A 17041-nucleotide genomic window follows, 5' to 3' on the forward strand; every position below is an offset into this window, starting at 1 on the left:
GTGATCTCCCGCTCCCGTCCGTCGACCGGGCCGGGCTCGCCGTGGGACGGCGAGTTCGCCCGGTACTTCGGCGAGCGCGCGCACAGCCTGCGCTCGACCGCCTTCCTGCTCTGCGGGGACTGGCACCAGGCCGAGGACCTCACGCAGGCCGCGCTGCTCAAGCTGTACCTCGCCTGGCCGAGGCTGTCGCGCCACGACGCCTTGGACGCCTACGCCCGCAAGGTCGTGCTCCGCACGTTCCTCGCCGAGCACCGGCGCAGCAGGTGGAAGCGGGAGCGGCTCACCGACACCCCGCCGGAGCTCCCGGCGGAACCGGCCGCGGGCGACCAGGACGGACTCGTCCGGCAGGCTCTGGCCGTACTGGCTCCGAAGCAGCGCGCCGTGCTGGTGCTGCGGTACTTCGAGGACCTGAGCGTCGAGGAGACGGCGAAGGCCCTCGGCTGCAGCACCGGCACGGTGAAGAGCCAGGCCTCCCGCGGCCTGGCGACGCTGCGCAACCGGCTCGGCCCGCACTACGCGCTGACCTTCAGCGCGACCACGGAGGGGAGGTGACGAACATGGACCCCGAAGACGACGTCCGCGCGTACCTGACGAGCGCGGCGGGTGGCGCGCAGCCGCCGATGCGCCTCGAAGCCGCCGATGTGATCGAGCGCGGCGGCCGGGTCCGGCGGCGGCGCAAGCGGCTCGCCGTGGCCGGCACCTCGGCCGCGACGGCGGTCGTCCTGGCGGTGGCCGGTTTCCTGGCCGGTCACCGTGCCGGGCCGCCGGAGCCGGTGCAACCCGCCGGCCCGGGGCTGTCCACGATTGGCACCAGCTCCCCCGCGCCGGCGCCGCAGGTCGCACCGCCGACGTCGATCGCGCCGCCGACCGCCCAGCCGGAACGCACGCCGACCGCGCGGGCCACGCGGGCTCCGCAGCCGCCGTCGGCCGGCCGCCCGACGCAGCGGGCGGAACCGAGCACCACCCGCGCCACCACCGGCCCGACGGACAGCGTGCCGTCACCCCCGGTCTCGAGCACGACCCGCTAGCGTTTCCGCAGCTCAGGACCTGTGCCGCAGATCACCGCCCACAGGTGGGTTTCCGACGAAATACCCGGCCCGCCCGTGGCGATATGCCGTGTGGTGTTCCGCTCGGACACCGGAGGAACTGCTCAGCCGGACGCTTCGCCGCCGGCCCGAGAAACCGAGGAGGAAGCACATGGTGTTCGCCGCACTCATCGTCGAAACCGGAATCGCTGTCGTCGTAGCGGGCGCGCTCGCCGCTTGGTCCCGCAAGCGCTTCACTCCTCGGAGCGAAGCGAACTGACCCCAGCGCGCACGTGTGCCCCGCCCGGTGATCCGGACGGGGCACACGTCTATCCGGCGGTCGCTCAGCGCTGGGCGGCTGCGGAGGCCAGCTTGCCGCCGCTGTCCTCGGTGTCGATCTGTTCCATCGGCACCTGCGACGTCTCCGGGATCTTGATGATCGGCAGGATCGCGATCAGCGCCGCCGCCATCAGGTAGTACGCCGGCCAGTCCTCGTTGCCGGTGCTCTTGATCAGCGCCGTCACGACGACACCGCAGGTACCACCGAACAGCGACGTCGAGATGTTGTAGCCGATCGCGAACGAGCCGTAGCGCACCCGCGTCGGGAACATCGCCGGGAACGTCGAGCCGATCACGGCGAGCATGAACACCAGCAGGATCGCCACGATCAGGAACCCGACGAACAGCCACAGGATGCTGCCGGACTGCATCAGCTTGAGGCAGGGCCAGCTCAGCACCAGGAACCCGATGGCCGCGGTGAGCAGCAGCGGTTTCCGGCCGATCCGGTCGGACAGCGCCCCGAGCGGGATGATGATCGCCATCTGGATGACTTCGACGGCGATGATGATCAACGTCGACGTGTTGTCGTTGATCTTCAGCGTGTCCGTGAAGTACGTCGGCATCGTCGTCAGCAGCAGGTAGTCCGCGACGTTCAGCAGCAGGACGATGCCGATCAGGTTGAGGATCATCCGCCAGTTGCGGACGAAGATCTCCTTGAGCGGCGCCTTCTTCGGTGCCTCGCCCGCGGCCTCCATCCGGCGGAACTCGGGGGTGTCCTCGAGTTTGTTCCGCAGGTAGAGACCGATCAGGCCGAGCGGCAGCGCGACGAAGAACGGGATCCGCCAGCCCCACGCGTCGACCTGCTCGGCCGACAGGGACAGCGTCACCGACAGCACCACGAGGTTGCCGAGGACGTAGCCGCCCAACGTGCCGAGTTCGAGGAAGCTGCCGAAGAAGCCACGGCGTTTCGTCGGCGAGTACTCGGCGATGAACGTCGCCGCTCCGCCGTACTCACCACCGGTCGAGAAGCCCTGGATGATCCGGAGCAGCAGGATCGCGATCGGCGCCGCGATGCCCATGCTGTAGCCGCCGGAGTACGTCGGCAGGACGCCGACCAGGAACGTGCAGCCGGACATCAGCAGGATCGTGATGGCGAGGACCCGCTTGCGGCCGAGCTTGTCGCCGAGCGGGCCGAAGAACGCCCCGCCGAACGGCCGCACGATGAACCCGACCGCGAGCAGCGCCAGCGACTTCAGGACCGCGTTGCCTTCTCCTGGGAAGAACAGCGTGCCGATGCTGGTCGCGATCGCGCCCGAGGTGAAGACGCCGTAGTCGTACCACTCGGTCGCGTTGCCCATGGCCGAAGCCCAGACAGCGCGTTTGACGGTTCTCTCGTCAGCTGCGGGTTTACCCGTGGTTGCTGCTGGTTCGCTCATGCCGGCGACGACCTCCTCCGCGCAGTGCCCATTGGGCCGTTCGAGCTCATCAACCCAGTCTTGACCGGTCGTCGCAGGTCGGCAGTCTGAGCCGCGAAACTTCTACGGTGGGGAACTTTCCGGCTACTGAGAGATGTAGCCCGCGGGTACCCGGCCCGGGCCGGACGCGGGCCCGGTTTACCCGCCGGTTAACGTCAGCGCATGAGTCGTGTTTCTCAACCGTGGCCGCCGGTGGCGGTGGAGCCCGCGGTCCCGCACCCGAAGGCGCCGGCGCCGGGCACCGAGCTCGGCGTGCACTTCGCGGAGTGCTTCGGGTGCGGTGACGAGGCCGACGCCGGGCTGCACCTGCGCTCGACCGTCGGCGAGGGCCAGGTCGTGCGCTCGCGGTTCACCGTCACCGCGGCCCACCAGGGCGCACCCGGGCTCGCCCACGGCGGCCTGCTGGCCTGCGCGTTCGACGAGGCGCTCGGCTCGGCCGTCGGCAACCTGATGCGCCGCCCGGCGGTGACCGGCAAGCTCGAGACGGACTTCCGCCGTCCGGTGCCGGTCGGGACGACGCTGTTCATCGAGACCCGGCTGGACGGCGTCGCCGGCCGCAAGATCTACGTCAGCGCGGACGGCCGCCTCGACGCCGAGGACGGCCAGATCGCGGTCAGCGCCCGCGCGCTGTTCGTCGTCGTCGGCTTCGAGCACTTCAGCACGCACGGCGACCCGGAAGCGCTGGAGAAGCTGGCCGCGCAGCACGAGAAGAACCAGCGTGAGCGCGCGGAACGCGACTGGGAGATCAACCCCTGACCGTAGCTTTCACGTGAAAGCTACGGTCAGGTGAGGGTCCGCGGCCGGATGGCGTTGGCCCGGTCGACCAGCTCGACGCGCTGTTCGACCGTGCCCGCCAGTCGCGCCAGCGCCCGGTAGCACCGCTCGAGGCCGAACCGCAGCTCACGCTCCTCGAACGCGCACCCCAGCACCCGCGCGCCCGGCGTCGGCCGCCCCTGCTTGAGCCACTCGTGCGCGGCTTCGAGCACGTTCGCGGTGAGCCGGGTGCGGCGCTCGATGTCCAGGCGGAGCCGTTCGAGCCGGGCCGACGCGTCGAGCAGGTCGTGCTCGGTCACCGGGGTCTCGCGGCCCTTGGCCTTGGTCACCGTGGTCTTGATCTTGATCGCCGCGACCTGTGCGTCGACGTAGTGGGTGGACGACGGCGGCACGGTCTCGAGCACCTCGACCGCGCTGGAGCGCGCCCCCTGCGCCAGGTACACGCGGGCGAGGCCGAAGGCGGCGCTGACGTAGGTGCGGTCGGTCCGCCAGACCAGCTCGTAGAACCGCGCGGCGGCGAAGTAGTCCCCGACGCCTTCGGCGCTGACGCCGAGCGCGAGCTTCGGCGCGACCTCGCCGGGCAGGTCGTCGTACACCGCTTCGAAGGCGACGTGCGCGACCCGCGACCGGCCGCCGGCCAGCTCGATCAGGCCGCGGTACCAGTCGATGCGCCAGTCGTGCGGGAACCCGTTCTTGATCGCCAGGTACTGCGCGGCCTGCAGCTGCCGCTGCGCCTCCGCCAGCTCGCCCAGCTCGATCCGGGCCCGCACGATCCGCAGCCGGACCTCGATCGACTCCCGCGGCGCGCCGGAGAGGGCCTCGATGGCGCCGCGCGGTTCGAGCGTGGTCGTCGTGGCGAGCACGCCGGCGGCCGGGTCGTCCGTGTCGACCTGCGGGATCGGCAGGCCGGCGACGAACTCGTCGGCCCCGGGCAGCGGCACGCTGGCGCCGGCCTCCGGCACCACCAGCTGCACGCCGAACGTGCGGATCTCCGGGCCGAACACGGTGGACGCGCCGGGCCGCGGCTTGCCGGTGCCGAGCGCCATGATCTCGCGCAACACCCCGGTGAGCTGGTCGGCCATCTCCTCGGCGGAGAGGAACCGCCGGTCCGGGTCGGCGTGCGTCGCGCGCCGCAGGAACCGGTAGTAGGAACCGAAGAGCGCGAACAGCGGGACCGCGTCGGGGCCGGGCAGCGTCGTCTTGAACTTGGTGGTGTAGCCGGTGAACTCGAAGCTCAGCACGGCGAGCGTGCGCCCGACGGTGAACAGGTCCGACGCGATCGACGCGCCCTGCGTCGGCAGTTCCGGTGCACTGTAACCGGTCGTGAAGAACAGCGGGCTTTCATAGTCGTCGGTGCGGCGGACCGCGCCCAGGTCGATCAGCTTCAGCTGCTCGTTGGTCTGGATGACGTTGTCCGGCTTGAGGTCGCAGTAGAGCAGGCCCTGGCTGTGCAGGTAACCCATGGCGGGCAGGATCTCCAGCCCGTACGCGATGACCTGACCGATCGGCAGCGGCTCCGGGCGGCGGCTTTCCCGGTGGTGCGCCAGCGCGAGCTGCCGCAGCGACTGGCCGCCGACGTACTCCATGACGATGTAGCCGGTGGTCGTGCCGCTGTGCGCGTCCGGGTGCTGCACGAAGTTGTGGATCTTGACGATGTTCGGGTGCTCGACCTCGGCGAGGAACCGCTGCTCGTTGGCCGCGGCCGCCATCGCCGTCGCGTCACCGGTGTCGATCAGTCCTTTGAGGACGACCCAGCGGTCGCTGACGTTGTGGTCCTGCGCCAGGTAGATCCAGCCCAGCCCGCCGTAGGCGATCGCGCCGAGCACTTCGTACTGGCCGCCGACGAGCTCGTGCGGCTGCAGCTTCGGGAGGAACGAGAACGGCGTCGCGCAGTTCTCGCACTTCCCTTCCGGGGAACCGGGTTTGCCGTCCTTGCCGCGGCCGACCTTCGCGGCGCAGTTGCCGCAGAAGCGCTTTTCCTCCGACACCACCGGGTTCGTCAGCACCGCCGAAGCGGGGTCGCGCGCGGGCACCGGCGGGACTTCGACCAGCCCGGCGCCGAGCCGGCCGCGGCGCGAGCGCGACGTCCGCGAAGACGTCCGCCGCGAGGTACCGGGGAACGAGCCGGACCGGGAGTCCGAGCCGCTGCCGGTTCCCGTGCCCGTACCGGTGCCGGTGTGCCGTCCTTCGCTGGTGCGCTCGGGCAGCACGCTTTCGGTGCCCGGGTCCGGCAGCGGGGTGCCGGGGCCGGTGTCGGGCCGCGGCACCGGCGGCATGATGCTCTGGGTTTCCGGCGCCGGCGACGCGAGCACGCTCGTCAGCTGCGGTTCGTCGGGCTGCGGCGGGCGGACTGCCTGCGTCGGCACCGGCTGGACCGGCGGCAGCACGGGGTTCATGCTGCCCGGCGGCTTGGTCGGGTCGTCCGCGCCCGGGATCGGCGCGCCACGCGGCGGCGTCGGCGGGCGGCGCACGGGCGCGTGGAAGACGGTCTCCTCGCCGCGGGCGGGCTCACCGCGGGACGGCTCGCCGTCGTCGAGGCGGCCCGAGATCGACGGCTCCGGCGTCTCCCACCGCACCGGTGGTGGCGGCTGCCAGCTGCTGCCCGGCGTGGCCACCTGCTTCTCGTCGTCCGGCGCGGCGTGCCGAGGACGGCGCGGTTCCTCCGACACTGCTACCTCCCAGATCCCCGCCGACGTGCGGGAACCGATCCTAGTCGCGATCCGCTCACTGGTACTGCGCCTGCGGCGGCGAGGCCGGCCCCAGCGACGACTCGACCCAGTGGCGGTAGCTGTTCTGCCAGGCGCCGCTGTTGCGGATGTTCTCGAGCACGGCGTTGACGAACTTGACCATGTCCTCGTTGTCCTTCGGCACGCCGATGCCGTAGTTCTCCTGCGTGAACTGGTCGCCGACGACCTGCAGCGTCGGGTCCTGCGCGGCCATCCCGGCGAGGATCGTGTCGTCGGTCGAAACCGCGTCGACCTGGCCCTGCTGGAGCATCACCAGGCAGTCCGACCAGTTGTCGACCGAGATCGCCTGCGGCTTGGCCGGGTCCGTCGCGATCTTCGCCAGCGACGTCGACTTCTTCGCCGCGCACACCTTCTTGCCGCTCAGGTCGGCCAGCTTGGTCGCCTTCGACTCCTTCGTCACCAGCAGCCGCTGCCCGGCGACGTAGTACACGGAGGAGAACTGGACGTCCTTCTTGCGCGCGCAGGTGATGCTGTAGGTCCGCACGACGATGTCGACCTGGTGCTGCATCAGGACGTCCTGGCGCTGCGACGACGTGATCGCGCGGAACTGGACGCGGCCTTCGGGCGCGCCGAAGATCGAGCGGGCGATCTCGTTGACGAGGTCGATGTCGAAGCCCTCGAGGTTGCCCGAGGTCGGGTTGCGGAAGCCGAACAGGTAGGTGGTCTGGTCGACGCCGGCGATGAGCTTGCCGCGTTCCTTGATCTTCGCCATGGTCGAGCCGTCGGGGATCGCCGTGCCCTTGTCCGGCTGCAGGCTGGCCAGGGGGTTGCAGCTGGTGTCGCTGCCCCCGCCGGCGGCCGCGTCCGGCCCGCCCACGTGCGCGGGCTGGGGCCAGGCGGCGTTGCCGACCGGGGCCGGGTCGACCGGCTTCCCGGGACTGCCGCAGGACGCCACCAGCAGCGCGACGACCGCCAGCACGCCCGCCCGGACCGTGTTCCCCCGCCTGCTCACCGGTACTCCCTCAGTCGCTCCCGGATCCCCATGGTGACACCCGCCGCGGCGACGACCGCGAGCACGGCCAGGCCGGGGGCCAGCAGCGTCAGCGCGCGGTCGCCGTTGTGGGTGTCGTCGAGGAATTCCTGCCTGCCGACATCGATGGCCGCCTGGAGGCTGTCGTCGAGCCGCCGGAACGCCGGGGCCGAGCCGTCGGTCTTGTCCTCCAGCACGGCGAAGTCGACGGCTTCCTGGTACTGGCCGGCGTCGTCCTGGGAACGGACTTCCTTGTGCGCCTTCAGCCAGTCGTTCGCGGCCTTCACCGCGTCGGCGACCTTCGTGGCGCCTTCGCCGTCCTGGATGAGGCCGCGGGCTTCGCCGAGCAGGCCGCCCTGTCCGTCCGGGCCGACCAGCTGGGCCGCGTTGGTGCCGAAGTCCTTCTCGTACGCGGCGCCGTCACCGCGCGCGACCAGCGTGAGCGTCTCGTCGGCGCGGGCCTGCAGCGCGGCGATGCGCGCGCGGACCAGCACGTCGACGCGGTGCGAGCCGTCGTCCTGGCCGCTGCCGACCAGGCTGCCCTGCACGATCAGCGCGACCGCGCCCCACAGCAGCGAGACCACGACGGCGGCCGTCGCGACGACGAGCCCGACGTTGAGCAGCCGGTTGGTGCGCTTGGTCAGGTAGACCTGGGCGGCGATCAGCGCGGCCAGCAGCGCGACGACCAGGATCGTGGCGAGCCACGGGAATCCGGTGGCACTGTCCTGCTCGTCGATCAGCCGCTCGGTGTCGACGCGGTAGAGGTCCTGTGCGGCGGGCAGGATCTTCGCCCGCATCAGCTCGGAGGCCTCGCGGAGGTAGGACGCGCCGACCGGGTAGCCGAGGCGGTTGTTCGCCCGGGCCGTCTCGACGAGCCCGGTGTAGACGGGCAGCGACTGGTTGAGGACGTCGACCGGGGCGGCCGCGTCGGCGACGTCGGAAGCGTCGGAGGCGGCCTTCGCGAGCGCGGCGCCGGCTTCGGCGATGTCGCGCTCGTAGCGCTGGCGGAGCTCCGGCGGCTCGGTGCCGATGGAGAGGAACGCGCTCGCGGCGGTCGCGTCGGCGTCCGAGAGCGAGCGGTAGACCTGCTGCGCGGCGGCGGCGAGCGGCTCGCGGTGGTCGATGACGCCGCTGATGGTGTCGTCGCGGTTCTGCACCGAGAGCGTCGCGACCAGCCCGGCGAGGAGGGACAGGAGCACCAGGCCGACGGCGATGACGGTGAGGCGGCCGGGGGTCGTCGCGGCGGACCGGATGATCGCGCGGACGCCCTGTCCCGGCAGGTCCAGCAGCCCCAGCAGACCGCTGCGACCCCCGCTTTCCGGTGGCGGCGGCGGGGGTCCCGGCGCGGGCGCCGTCGGACCCGGGGCCGTCGCAGTGCTGGTCATCCCCGATTCCTCCCCAAAAGCGGTACCCGCAGAAGGTAGCCGGTCCGCCGTCCGAGCGGGCACCGGCACCGCCCGCTGTCATCAGCACGTGATCTCACGCCCGCACCTCGGCCAGGACGCGCCACTGACCGCCGTCGGGACCGGCGTCCAGGGTGCCACCGGCCAGCGCGAGCCGCTCCCGCATCCCCGCCAACCCGAAACCTTCACCTGTTCGAGTGACACCGAGGGTATTGCGGACGTCGAGCCGGACGGTCTCGGGCGCGTAGCTCAGCCGCACCTCGACGTCCGCCCCCGGTGCGTGCTTGCCCGCGTTCGTCAGCGCTTCCCGCGCGGTGCCGGCGAGCGCGACGACCACCGCGGACGGCAGCGGCCGCGGCTCGCCACCGGCGTCGAAGGTGACGGACACGCCGTGGTCGCGGGCGTGCGCGGCGGCGGCCGCGGCGAGGACGTCGGCCAAGGGCGGGATGTCCCGCCGGAGCGCGGCGACGGCGTCACGCGCTTCGGCGAGCCCGTCGGCGGCAAGCCGGCGCGACCGCTTGACCGACCGCAGCGCACCGTCCACATCGGACTTTTCCGCGAGCAGCGCCTCGGCCAGTTCGAGCTGGACCCCCAGTGCCCCCAGCGAATGCGCCAGGACGTCGTGGAGTTCGCGGGCGATCCGGGTGCGTTCGTCGAGCGCGGCGGCGCGCGCGTGTTCGGCCTGCGCGAGCCGTGTCTGTTCGAGCAGCGCTTCGGCCTGTTTCGCCTGCACCTCGTACTGGCGGCGGTTGAGCCCGACGAGGACGAGCAGCAGCAGGACCGCCGCGTCGACGACGCTCTGCCCACCGAGGAAGTGCGACGTCACCGCGAGGGCGATGTCCAGTAGGCCGATGCCGAGGATCACGCCGACGCCGACCGCGGTGAGCGTCGCGAGCCTGCCGAGCGCGATGGCGGACAGGATGATCGCCGAGGAGTCCCCGGCCTGGCCGACGAGCGCGGCCGGCAGCGCGCTCGCGACGGCGAGCAGCGCGGCGGCCGTCTTCGGCAGCCGCGGCGAGAGGACGACGAAGCCGAGCCAGCAGGCGCTCGCGACGCCGTAGGCGGCCCAGACCCGCGGGTCCGGCTCGCGTGCGGTGAGCAGCGTCACGGCGAAGAAGAGCGTGCCGAGCAGCTGCACCACGAGCCAGCTCGGCGCGATGGTGTCCGGCAGCAGGGGACGTTTCGGCACGCCCCTCATCTTTCCCGGATCAGCCTCGGATCGCCGGAGCCAGGGAATGCGGGAGCACGGCTTCGGGGTCCGGCGGCCGCCGGACCAGCACCTCGACGTCGTCGGCGAAGCGGTACGGCTTCGCGTCGAGGATGCCGCCGAAGTGGCGGCGCAGCCGGGACATCTCGGCGCGGACGGTGACCGTGCGGCCGGCGTCGCCGAACAGGTCGGCCGACAGCTCGGAGGCCGACCGGCCGTCGCGGTGGCTGGCCAGCACGTACAGCATTTCGGCGTGGCGCGGGCTGAGCCGGTGCGTCCAGGTGCCGGTGGCGCCGGCCACGGTCAGCTCGGGCTCGCGCGGCGACCGGACGTCGAGCACGACGCGGGTGGGCGGCGCGGCGTCGTCCTCGGCCGGCCGGATCAGCCAGCCGCCGGGAACGGGCTCGACGGCGCAGTTGCCGTACGCGGGCAGCCAGACGCGGCCGGGCTTGAGGCCGGTGGGCAGCGCGATCCGGTCGACCGGCGCGAGGCCGGCGGCCGCGGCGACCCAGCCGTGCTCGTCGGCCACCACGGCCGGCCCGCCGACCTTGCCGAGCACGGGCGCGGCGAAGCCCCGCAGCCGCTCGAGCTCGGTGAGATGCGCGGTGCGCAGCTGCGCCTGCGCGAGCCGCGTCACGGCGTCGACCAGCGCCAACGTCGTCGCGTGGACGGTCGGGGCCGGACCGGAGAGGTCGACGACGCCGAGGAGCTTGCCGTCCCGCGGATCGTGCAGCGGCGCGGCGGCGCACGTCCAGGAGTGCTGGGCGCGGACGTAGTGCTCGGCGGAGTAGACCTGGACCGGGCGGCGCGCGACCAGCGCGGTGCCGATCGCGTTGGTGCCGACGGACTCTTCCCGCCAGTCGACGCCTTCGACGAACCCGAGCCCGTCGGCGCGGCGGCGGACCGCGGCGCTGCCGTCGCGCCAGAGCACCTGGCCGCCCGCGTCGACGATCACCATGATGTGCGCGGCCTGCTCGGCGAGGGTGAGCAGGCCACCGCGCAGCGTCGGCAGGGCTTCGGCCAGCCCGCTCGTGCGGCGGCGGCTCTCCAGCTCTTCGGCAGTCAGGATTGGCGCGGGCGCGCGGCCTTCGGGGTCCACGCCGAGCCGGCGCATCCGTTGCCAGGACGCGCCGATGACCGCCCGCGGGCGGCTGGGCAGGGCTTTCCCGGCCAGGGCCGCTTCGTGCACCTGCGCGAGGACACGGGCGTGCCGCCGGGGGTCCACCCCGGCCGGCAACGCTGCCTCGAGGTCTCGCTGACCCAACCGCCACTCCTTGCGCTCTGCCGCCTCAGTCTGCCTTTTCGATCCGGTGATCGGAAGGTGGCGACAATCTCGCTGAGCGTCAGCGCCGGTACGCCACGACCGCCTTCGCGGCGTTGAGGACCTTCTGCGCGTCCGGGATGTAGAGGTCTTCGAGCGCGTCGGAGAACGGCACCGGCGTGTGCGGCGGCGTCACCATCTCGATCGGCGCCCGCAGCGAGCCGAACGCCGCCTTCGCGACGAGCGCCGAGATGTCCGTGGCCAGGTTGCATCGCGGCGGCGCTTCGTCGACGACGACCAGCCGTCCGGTCTTCCGGACGCTCTCCAGGATCGTCCCGGTGTCGAGCGGGCTGGTGGTGCGCGGGTCGATGATCTCGGCTTCGACGCCGGCGGCCTCGAGTTCGGTCGCGGCTCCTTCGGCCATGGCGACCATGCGGCCGATCGCGACGATGGTGACGTCGCCGCCGTCGCGGACGACGTTCGCCTGGCCGAACGGGATCGTGTAGCTCTCCTGCGGGACGTCGCCGCTGGTGTCGTACAACGCCTTGTGCTCGCAGAAGATCACCGGGTCGTCGTCCCGGATCGACTGGACGAGCAGGCCTTTCGCCTCGTACGGGCTCGACGGGACGACGACCTTCAGCCCCGGGATGTGCGTGAAGATCGGGTACAGGCACTGCGAATGCTGCGCGGCGGCCCGCAACCCGGCGCCGTACACCGTGCGGATGACGACCGGTGTGCGGGCGTTGCCGCCGAACACGTACCGGAACTTGGCGGCCTGGTTGAAGATCTGGTCGAAGCCGACGCCCATGGAGCCGAGTTCCGCGACCGGCCGCTGCCCGCGCGTCGCGGCGCCGATCGCCGCGCCCACGAACGCCGATTCGGAGCTCGGCGTGTCGAGCACCCGGCCGGGGAACCGGTGGGAGAGGCCCTGGGTGACGCCGAGCACCAGCACCGATTCGTCCCGGGCCAGCTCCTGCGCGAGCGCCTCGTCGATCGCCTCGCGGTAGCTGATCGTCCTGGCCACGGCGTGCGCTCCTCAGTACGTCACGTAGACGTCGGTCTCGAGGTCTTCCCTCGTGGGTTTCGGCGCGGCCTTCGCCGCCGAGACGGCGTCCTCGATCAGCTTCGCGACTTCGGCGTCGATGTCGTCCAGGACCGGTTCGCCCAGCTCACCGCGGTCGGTGACGCGGGCCCGGAACCGTTCGAGGCAGTCGAGGCCCGCGAAGCAGCGGGTGAACTTGACCTCGATCAGCGTCGGCCCGCCGCCTTCGCGGGCGCGTTCGACGGCCTCACCGGCGGCTTCGTGGACGGCGAAGAAGTCGAACCCGTCGACGATCACGCCCGGCACGCCGAACCCGGCGGCCCGGTCGGCGATGTTGTCCGACGCGACGCACCAGGCACTCGACGTCGCTTCCGCGTAGCCGTTGTTCTCGGCGACGAAGATCGCGGGAAGGTTCCAGGCGGCCGCGAGGTTCAGCGCCTCCAGCGTCGCACCCTGGTTGCCGGCGCCGTCGCCGAAGAACGCGACGCCGACACCGCCAGTGTTCTGCTGTTTCGCGGCGAGCGCGGTGCCGCAGATGAGCGGCGGGCCACCGCCGACGATGCCGTTCACCCCGAACATGCCCTTGGCGAGGTCGGCGATGTGCGTCGAGCCGCCCTTGCCGTGGCAGGCCCCGGTCTTGCGGCCGTAGATCTCGGCCATCATGGCGTGGACGTCGACGCCCTTGGCGATGCAGTGGCCGAGACCCCGGTGGGTGCCGGCGATCGCGTCACGGTCGTCGAGGTGGAGGCACACCCCGGTGGCCGAGGCCTCCTCACCGGCGTAGACGTGCACGAACCCGGGGATTTCGCCGCTCACGCACTCCTGGCGCACCCGCTCTTCGAAGGCCCGGATGGTGCGCATCACGCGGTACGCCTCCCGCAGGGTGTCCGTCATCTGCGACGTTCCTTCCTGTGCTCGGTTTCCGCGCGCAACAGCCCTTTCCGCGCCGCTTCCGCCATCGCCGCCCGGACGTCGACGCACCACGGCCCGTCCGGTTTGAGCTCGACGAACGCGCTCTCGCCCGGCTTCAGCTCGAGTTCGCGCTCACCGTCGAGCGCGATGACCCCGCCGGCCGCGGCCAGGTCGACGCGCACGCCGGGCCGCAGGACGCCCCACCCCCGCACCCCGACGGGCCGCACGAGCCCGGGCGCGATCGGCGCCTGCACGACGTACGGCGTCTCCCCGACCGGCCCGAGCTGCAGCGCGACGCCGTCCGGGCTGGATCGCGGGCTGGGACAGAGCTGGCCTGGAACGCTCGAGAGGCCGATGCCGTCCGGCTCGGCGAAGGTGCAGTACAGCTCGGTGAGCGTCGCCGGGTCCCACAGCGCCCGCGCTCCGATGTGCTTGCTCAGCGACACGCAGACGTCGACGAGCGCGATCTCGCGACGTGCTTTCGTGACGACTTCCAGCACGCTGACCCGGTGCGTGACGAGGTCGGGGTCGATCTGCCCGGTCGCGATCAGCCCGGCGGCCAGGCCGGCGACGGTCGCCTCCCGCATCTGCGGGAACGCGTTGTTGGTCCCGGTCGAAAGCGCGATGATCGGCACGTCTTCGCAGGCCGCGGCGGCGACGCGGGCAGTCCCGTCCCCGCCGAGGACGACGATGACCCCGGCCCCGGCTTCGACCATCCGCCGCACGGCGTTGGTCGTGTCGGCCGCGGTGCCGGTGAGCGGGTCGTCCTCGCAGAAGTCGACGACGGGCCAGGTCCCGCCCCGGCCGAGCGCCCGCAGGACCGCGGCGGAGATCCCGCCGAGGTCGGTCGAGACGAGGGCCCGGTCGAGCCCGGTGACGGCGAACGCCGCCAGCAGCCGCTGGACCATGTTCGCCTTCTCCGCGGTGGGGAACACCGAAGCTTGCGCGACCAGCCGGCGGATGTCCCGTCCCGAAGCCGGATTCGCGACGATCCCCGCCACCGTTTCACCCACCTGACCTCCTGATACTTCACCGGAGAACAGGAGACTCCGCGGGCGGCGCGGAAGGAAGGGTTGCAGGCCGTTGCAGTGCCGAGCGGTGCTCACGAAGCGTCGAACGTCACCCGGGTGATCTCCAGTGGACAGTCCAACCTGGAGAAAAACCAACCGGGCGCAGCCTGCGGCGGAAAGCTACGGGACGAGGCTGACGGCACCCTGGTAGGTGTAACCGGCCTCTTCGACCGCGCTCCGGACGTCGTCTTCGGCCAGCGCGGCCCCGGCGCGCACGACAACCCGGCCGGTCGGGACGTCGACGTCCACTTCGGTCACTCCGGGCAGCGCCGTGAGTTCTTCGGTGACCGACTGCGCGCAGTGGCCGCAGCTCATCCCGGAGACGGTGTAGCCGTGCTCGATCATGGTGCGCAGCATACGAAAAGGGCCGCCACCCCGAACGGGTGACGGCCCTTCCCCAAGATCAAAGTCAGATCACGGTGACCGACGTGGCCTGCGGGCCCTTCTGGCCCTGGCCGATCTCGAACTCGACGCGAGCGTTCTCCTCGAGGCTCTTGAAGCCGCTACCCTGGATCTCGCTGTAGTGAACGAAGACGTCGCCGCCACCGTTGTCGGGGGTGATGAAGCCGAACCCCTTCTCGGAGTTGAACCACTTCACAGTGCCCTGAGTCATTAAAAATCTCCATGTGTAACACCAAAACAGGAAGCCACTTCGGCGACCCGGGTCAGCACCCGGACGGTTTGCTTCCTCGGCGAGGAGACACTACGCCCGCTGAGTTCTGCGAGCGTGACTCAACACGAACACAAAAATCGAGACCTTCAGCAGTAAAGCACACCTTGACCAGGCCGGACAAGCGCTCTTCACCCGTGCGGGGTGAGCTATTCGCCACTCGCCGGGCGCAGCCCCTCCGCGGAGAACGGCGAACGCCAGGCCGTGTCGTGCTCGGCGGCGACCACGGCGTCGTCGTGCGCCTCGGCGGAGGCGCTGAACAGCACCGGTACGACGCCGGAGGACTTCCGCGCTGGTTCGGATGCGTGCTGGTGATCGGTCACGTCGAAACTCCCCTCGTTCCCTGCCCGCTTCGGCGCGGGTCATGACCGTGATGGTGCCATGCGGCACCGACAGAAACCGGTTGTCTCCCGCCGGGACCCGGCCGGGAAGGTTCAGCGGCGAACCACCACCGGAACACCGTCAGGCTACCTGAGCCTTCGTCGTGCTACCACACAACTTTCCCGGCGTTTCCCGTTTTGAAACCGAGTGAAATCGTTACTGGGCGGGAGGTTGCGGACGTGCCTGCCCGAGCAGCGCCGAAAGCCGGACGTCCGGGGTCACCACATCGGGGTCCGTCCGCACGTCGATGACGCACGGCCGCTGCCGCACCAGCGCACTGGCGATGATCGGCTCCAGCTCTTCCCGATCGTCCACGGTGTATCCGGCCGCGCCCAGCCCACGCGCCCACGAAGCGAAGTCGGTCAGCGGGATGGACACCCCGGACAGCCGCCCGTGCGTCCGCGCCTGGTGCATGGCGAGCGCGCCGTGCACGCCGTTCTGGAAGACGACGACCATCACCGGCGCCCGGTACCGCACGGCGGTTTCGATCTCCTGCCCCGTCATCAGCGTCCCGGCGTCCCCCACCATGGCCACGACCGTCCGCCGCGGCTCGGTGAGCTTCGCCGCGACGGCGGCCGGCACGGCGTACCCCATCGCGGCGTTGCTCGGACCGAGCTGGCTGCGCGGCGCGGTGAAGCACCAGTAGCGGTGCATGAACTGCGCGAAGTTGCCGGCGTCGCTGGTCACGATGGTGTCTTCGGGCGCCAGCTTCCGCAACGCCCGGACGACGTCCACCGGGTGCACCCGCGTGTTCCCGCTCGTGTCGGGCGGGGTCATGAACGTGTGCACGGCCGCGTTCGCCGCCGAAGCGCGCCTGGTCCGCGGCGACGCCACCGCGCGCAGTTCCCGCAGGAACGGCTCGACCTCGGAGTCGACGCGGAACGTGAGTCCCCGCCGTTTGGGGCTGACGTCGATCCCGGTCCCGACCATCACCAGCGTCTGCTGCGGCGTCGGGTAGCGGTACGCCTGCGTGGTCACCTCGTCGAGCTGGGTGCCGAGCGCGACCACGAGGTCGGCCCGCTCGAGCGCGTCGAGCTGCCGGGCCGGGATGCCGAGCCCGAGGTGCCCGGCGTAGCGAGCGTGGTTCTCGGGGAAGGCGTCCTGCCGCCGGAAGGCGTTGTAGACGGGCAGCGCGAGCTCGTCGGCCACGGCGATCAGCTCGTCCCGCGCCGATCGCGCCCGCCCGCCGACGATCACCACGGGGTATTTCGCCTCGTCCACCAGCTGCGCGACGGCATCCGCCGAACGGCCCAGCGTCCCAGAGGCCGGTGGTCGCACCCGCGCCATCGGCTTCGCCGCGTCGTAGGGCATGCCCCAGACGTCGCAGGGCACACCCAGTACGACCGGTCCCGGCCGCCCCTCCTGCGACGTGGTCAGCGCGTGCGCCAGCAGCCCGGGCAGGCTGTCCGGGTCCGTCACCCGCAACGTCGACTTGGCGATCGACTCGAACATCGCCGTCAGGTCCGACGTCGGCAGCTCCCCGGACGACGAGGGCACCGGTTCGGTCGCCGGCGTCTCCAGCAGCACGACCATCGGGGTCTCGTCCTGGTACGCCGTCTGGACGCCGATCGCCAGGCTCGCCGCGCTCGGCCCCCGGCTGGCGAGCAGCACGGCGGGACGCTCGGTGAGCTTGCCCTCCGCCTCCGCCATGAACGCCGCACCCGCGTCGTGGCGCGCCGAGACCAGCGTGATCTCCCGCTCGCGTTGCAGTGCGTCGAGCAGTTCCAGGAAGGACTCACCGACCACCGCGTAAACGCGGCGGACACGCGCCTCGGTCAGGATCCGCACGGCCGTCTGGGCGACGGTCGCTCCCAGTTGGTATCTA

The 17041-nt window shown here is 71.6% G+C and carries 16 protein-coding genes; 3 read left to right on the top strand and 13 right to left on the bottom strand.

Translation table 11 applies throughout. From position 1 onward, the window contains the following. Positions 1-552: a SigE family RNA polymerase sigma factor gene (locus H4696_RS31705; RefSeq protein WP_086855951.1), complete on the top strand. Its 552-nt coding sequence runs from the start codon at positions 1-3 to the stop codon at positions 550-552. Between the two features lie 5 nt (positions 553-557). Continuing rightward, the gene (locus tag H4696_RS31710; protein WP_086855968.1) at positions 558-1028 is read left to right on the top strand and encodes a hypothetical protein; all 471 of its coding nucleotides are present in this window, start codon (positions 558-560) and stop codon (positions 1026-1028) included. Between the two features lie 341 nt (positions 1029-1369). Here the strand turns inward: H4696_RS31710 and H4696_RS31715 are convergent, their stop codons facing one another. Continuing rightward, positions 1370-2662 carry an MFS transporter gene (locus H4696_RS31715; protein ID WP_249026809.1) on the bottom strand — a complete coding sequence of 431 codons (1293 nt, stop codon included), beginning with the start codon at positions 2660-2662 and terminating at the stop codon, positions 1370-1372. 279 nt (positions 2663-2941) lie between these two features. Here H4696_RS31715 and H4696_RS31720 point away from each other — a divergent pair, with 279 nt between their 5' ends. Then, positions 2942-3535, top strand: coding sequence for a PaaI family thioesterase (locus H4696_RS31720; protein WP_169734785.1), 594 nt, complete (start codon positions 2942-2944; stop codon positions 3533-3535). A 26-nt stretch (positions 3536-3561) separates the two neighbouring features. Here H4696_RS31720 and H4696_RS31725 read toward each other — a convergent pair whose 3' ends face one another. The 12 genes from H4696_RS31725 to H4696_RS31780 form a co-directional block, all read right to left on the bottom strand. Further along, positions 3562-6222 carry a serine/threonine-protein kinase gene (locus H4696_RS31725; protein ID WP_086855954.1) on the bottom strand — a complete coding sequence of 887 codons (2661 nt, stop codon included), beginning with the start codon at positions 6220-6222 and terminating at the stop codon, positions 3562-3564. Between the two features lie 55 nt (positions 6223-6277). After that, complete coding sequence (locus H4696_RS31730; protein ID WP_192782642.1) at positions 6278-7252, bottom strand: glutamate ABC transporter substrate-binding protein; 975 nt, start codon at positions 7250-7252, stop codon at positions 6278-6280. After that, the gene (locus H4696_RS31735; protein WP_086855955.1) at positions 7249-8655 is read right to left on the bottom strand and encodes a type 2 periplasmic-binding domain-containing protein; all 1407 of its coding nucleotides are present in this window, start codon (positions 8653-8655) and stop codon (positions 7249-7251) included. The genes H4696_RS31730 and H4696_RS31735 overlap by 4 nt, the downstream gene beginning before the upstream one ends. A 94-nt stretch (positions 8656-8749) precedes the next feature. Continuing rightward, positions 8750-9871: a sensor histidine kinase gene (locus H4696_RS31740; protein ID WP_086855956.1), complete on the bottom strand. Its 1122-nt coding sequence runs from the start codon at positions 9869-9871 to the stop codon at positions 8750-8752. 10 nt (positions 9872-9881) lie between these two features. Further along, positions 9882-11144: a helix-turn-helix domain-containing protein gene (locus H4696_RS31745; RefSeq protein ID WP_086855957.1), complete on the bottom strand. Its 1263-nt coding sequence runs from the start codon at positions 11142-11144 to the stop codon at positions 9882-9884. A 79-nt stretch (positions 11145-11223) separates the two neighbouring features. Continuing rightward, positions 11224-12165: an alpha-ketoacid dehydrogenase subunit beta gene (locus H4696_RS31750; RefSeq protein WP_086855958.1), complete on the bottom strand. Its 942-nt coding sequence runs from the start codon at positions 12163-12165 to the stop codon at positions 11224-11226. Positions 12166-12177: 12 nt separating this feature from the next. Then, positions 12178-13077: a thiamine pyrophosphate-dependent dehydrogenase E1 component subunit alpha gene (locus H4696_RS31755; RefSeq protein ID WP_086855959.1), complete on the bottom strand. Its 900-nt coding sequence runs from the start codon at positions 13075-13077 to the stop codon at positions 12178-12180. Beyond that, positions 13074-14108 carry an ATP-NAD kinase family protein gene (locus tag H4696_RS31760; RefSeq protein WP_086855960.1) on the bottom strand — a complete coding sequence of 345 codons (1035 nt, stop codon included), beginning with the start codon at positions 14106-14108 and terminating at the stop codon, positions 13074-13076. Before H4696_RS31760 ends, H4696_RS31755 begins: the two co-directional genes overlap by 4 nt. Before the next feature lie 177 nt (positions 14109-14285). After that, complete coding sequence (locus H4696_RS31765; RefSeq protein ID WP_086855970.1) at positions 14286-14510, bottom strand: heavy-metal-associated domain-containing protein; 225 nt, start codon at positions 14508-14510, stop codon at positions 14286-14288. 64 nt (positions 14511-14574) lie between these two features. Continuing rightward, positions 14575-14778 (bottom strand): cold-shock protein, encoded by a 204-nt coding sequence (locus tag H4696_RS31770; RefSeq protein WP_086855961.1) that lies wholly within the window; start codon positions 14776-14778, stop codon positions 14575-14577. 206 nt (positions 14779-14984) lie between these two features. Continuing rightward, the gene (locus tag H4696_RS31775; RefSeq protein WP_169734786.1) at positions 14985-15158 is read right to left on the bottom strand and encodes a hypothetical protein; all 174 of its coding nucleotides are present in this window, start codon (positions 15156-15158) and stop codon (positions 14985-14987) included. A gap of 214 nt (positions 15159-15372) precedes the next feature. Next, positions 15373-17031: a thiamine pyrophosphate-binding protein gene (locus H4696_RS31780; RefSeq protein WP_086855962.1), complete on the bottom strand. Its 1659-nt coding sequence runs from the start codon at positions 17029-17031 to the stop codon at positions 15373-15375. Positions 17032-17041 lie beyond the last annotated feature (10 nt).

It is taken from the genome of Amycolatopsis lexingtonensis, assembly GCF_014873755.1.
Lineage (GTDB): Bacteria > Actinomycetota > Actinomycetes > Mycobacteriales > Pseudonocardiaceae > Amycolatopsis > Amycolatopsis lexingtonensis.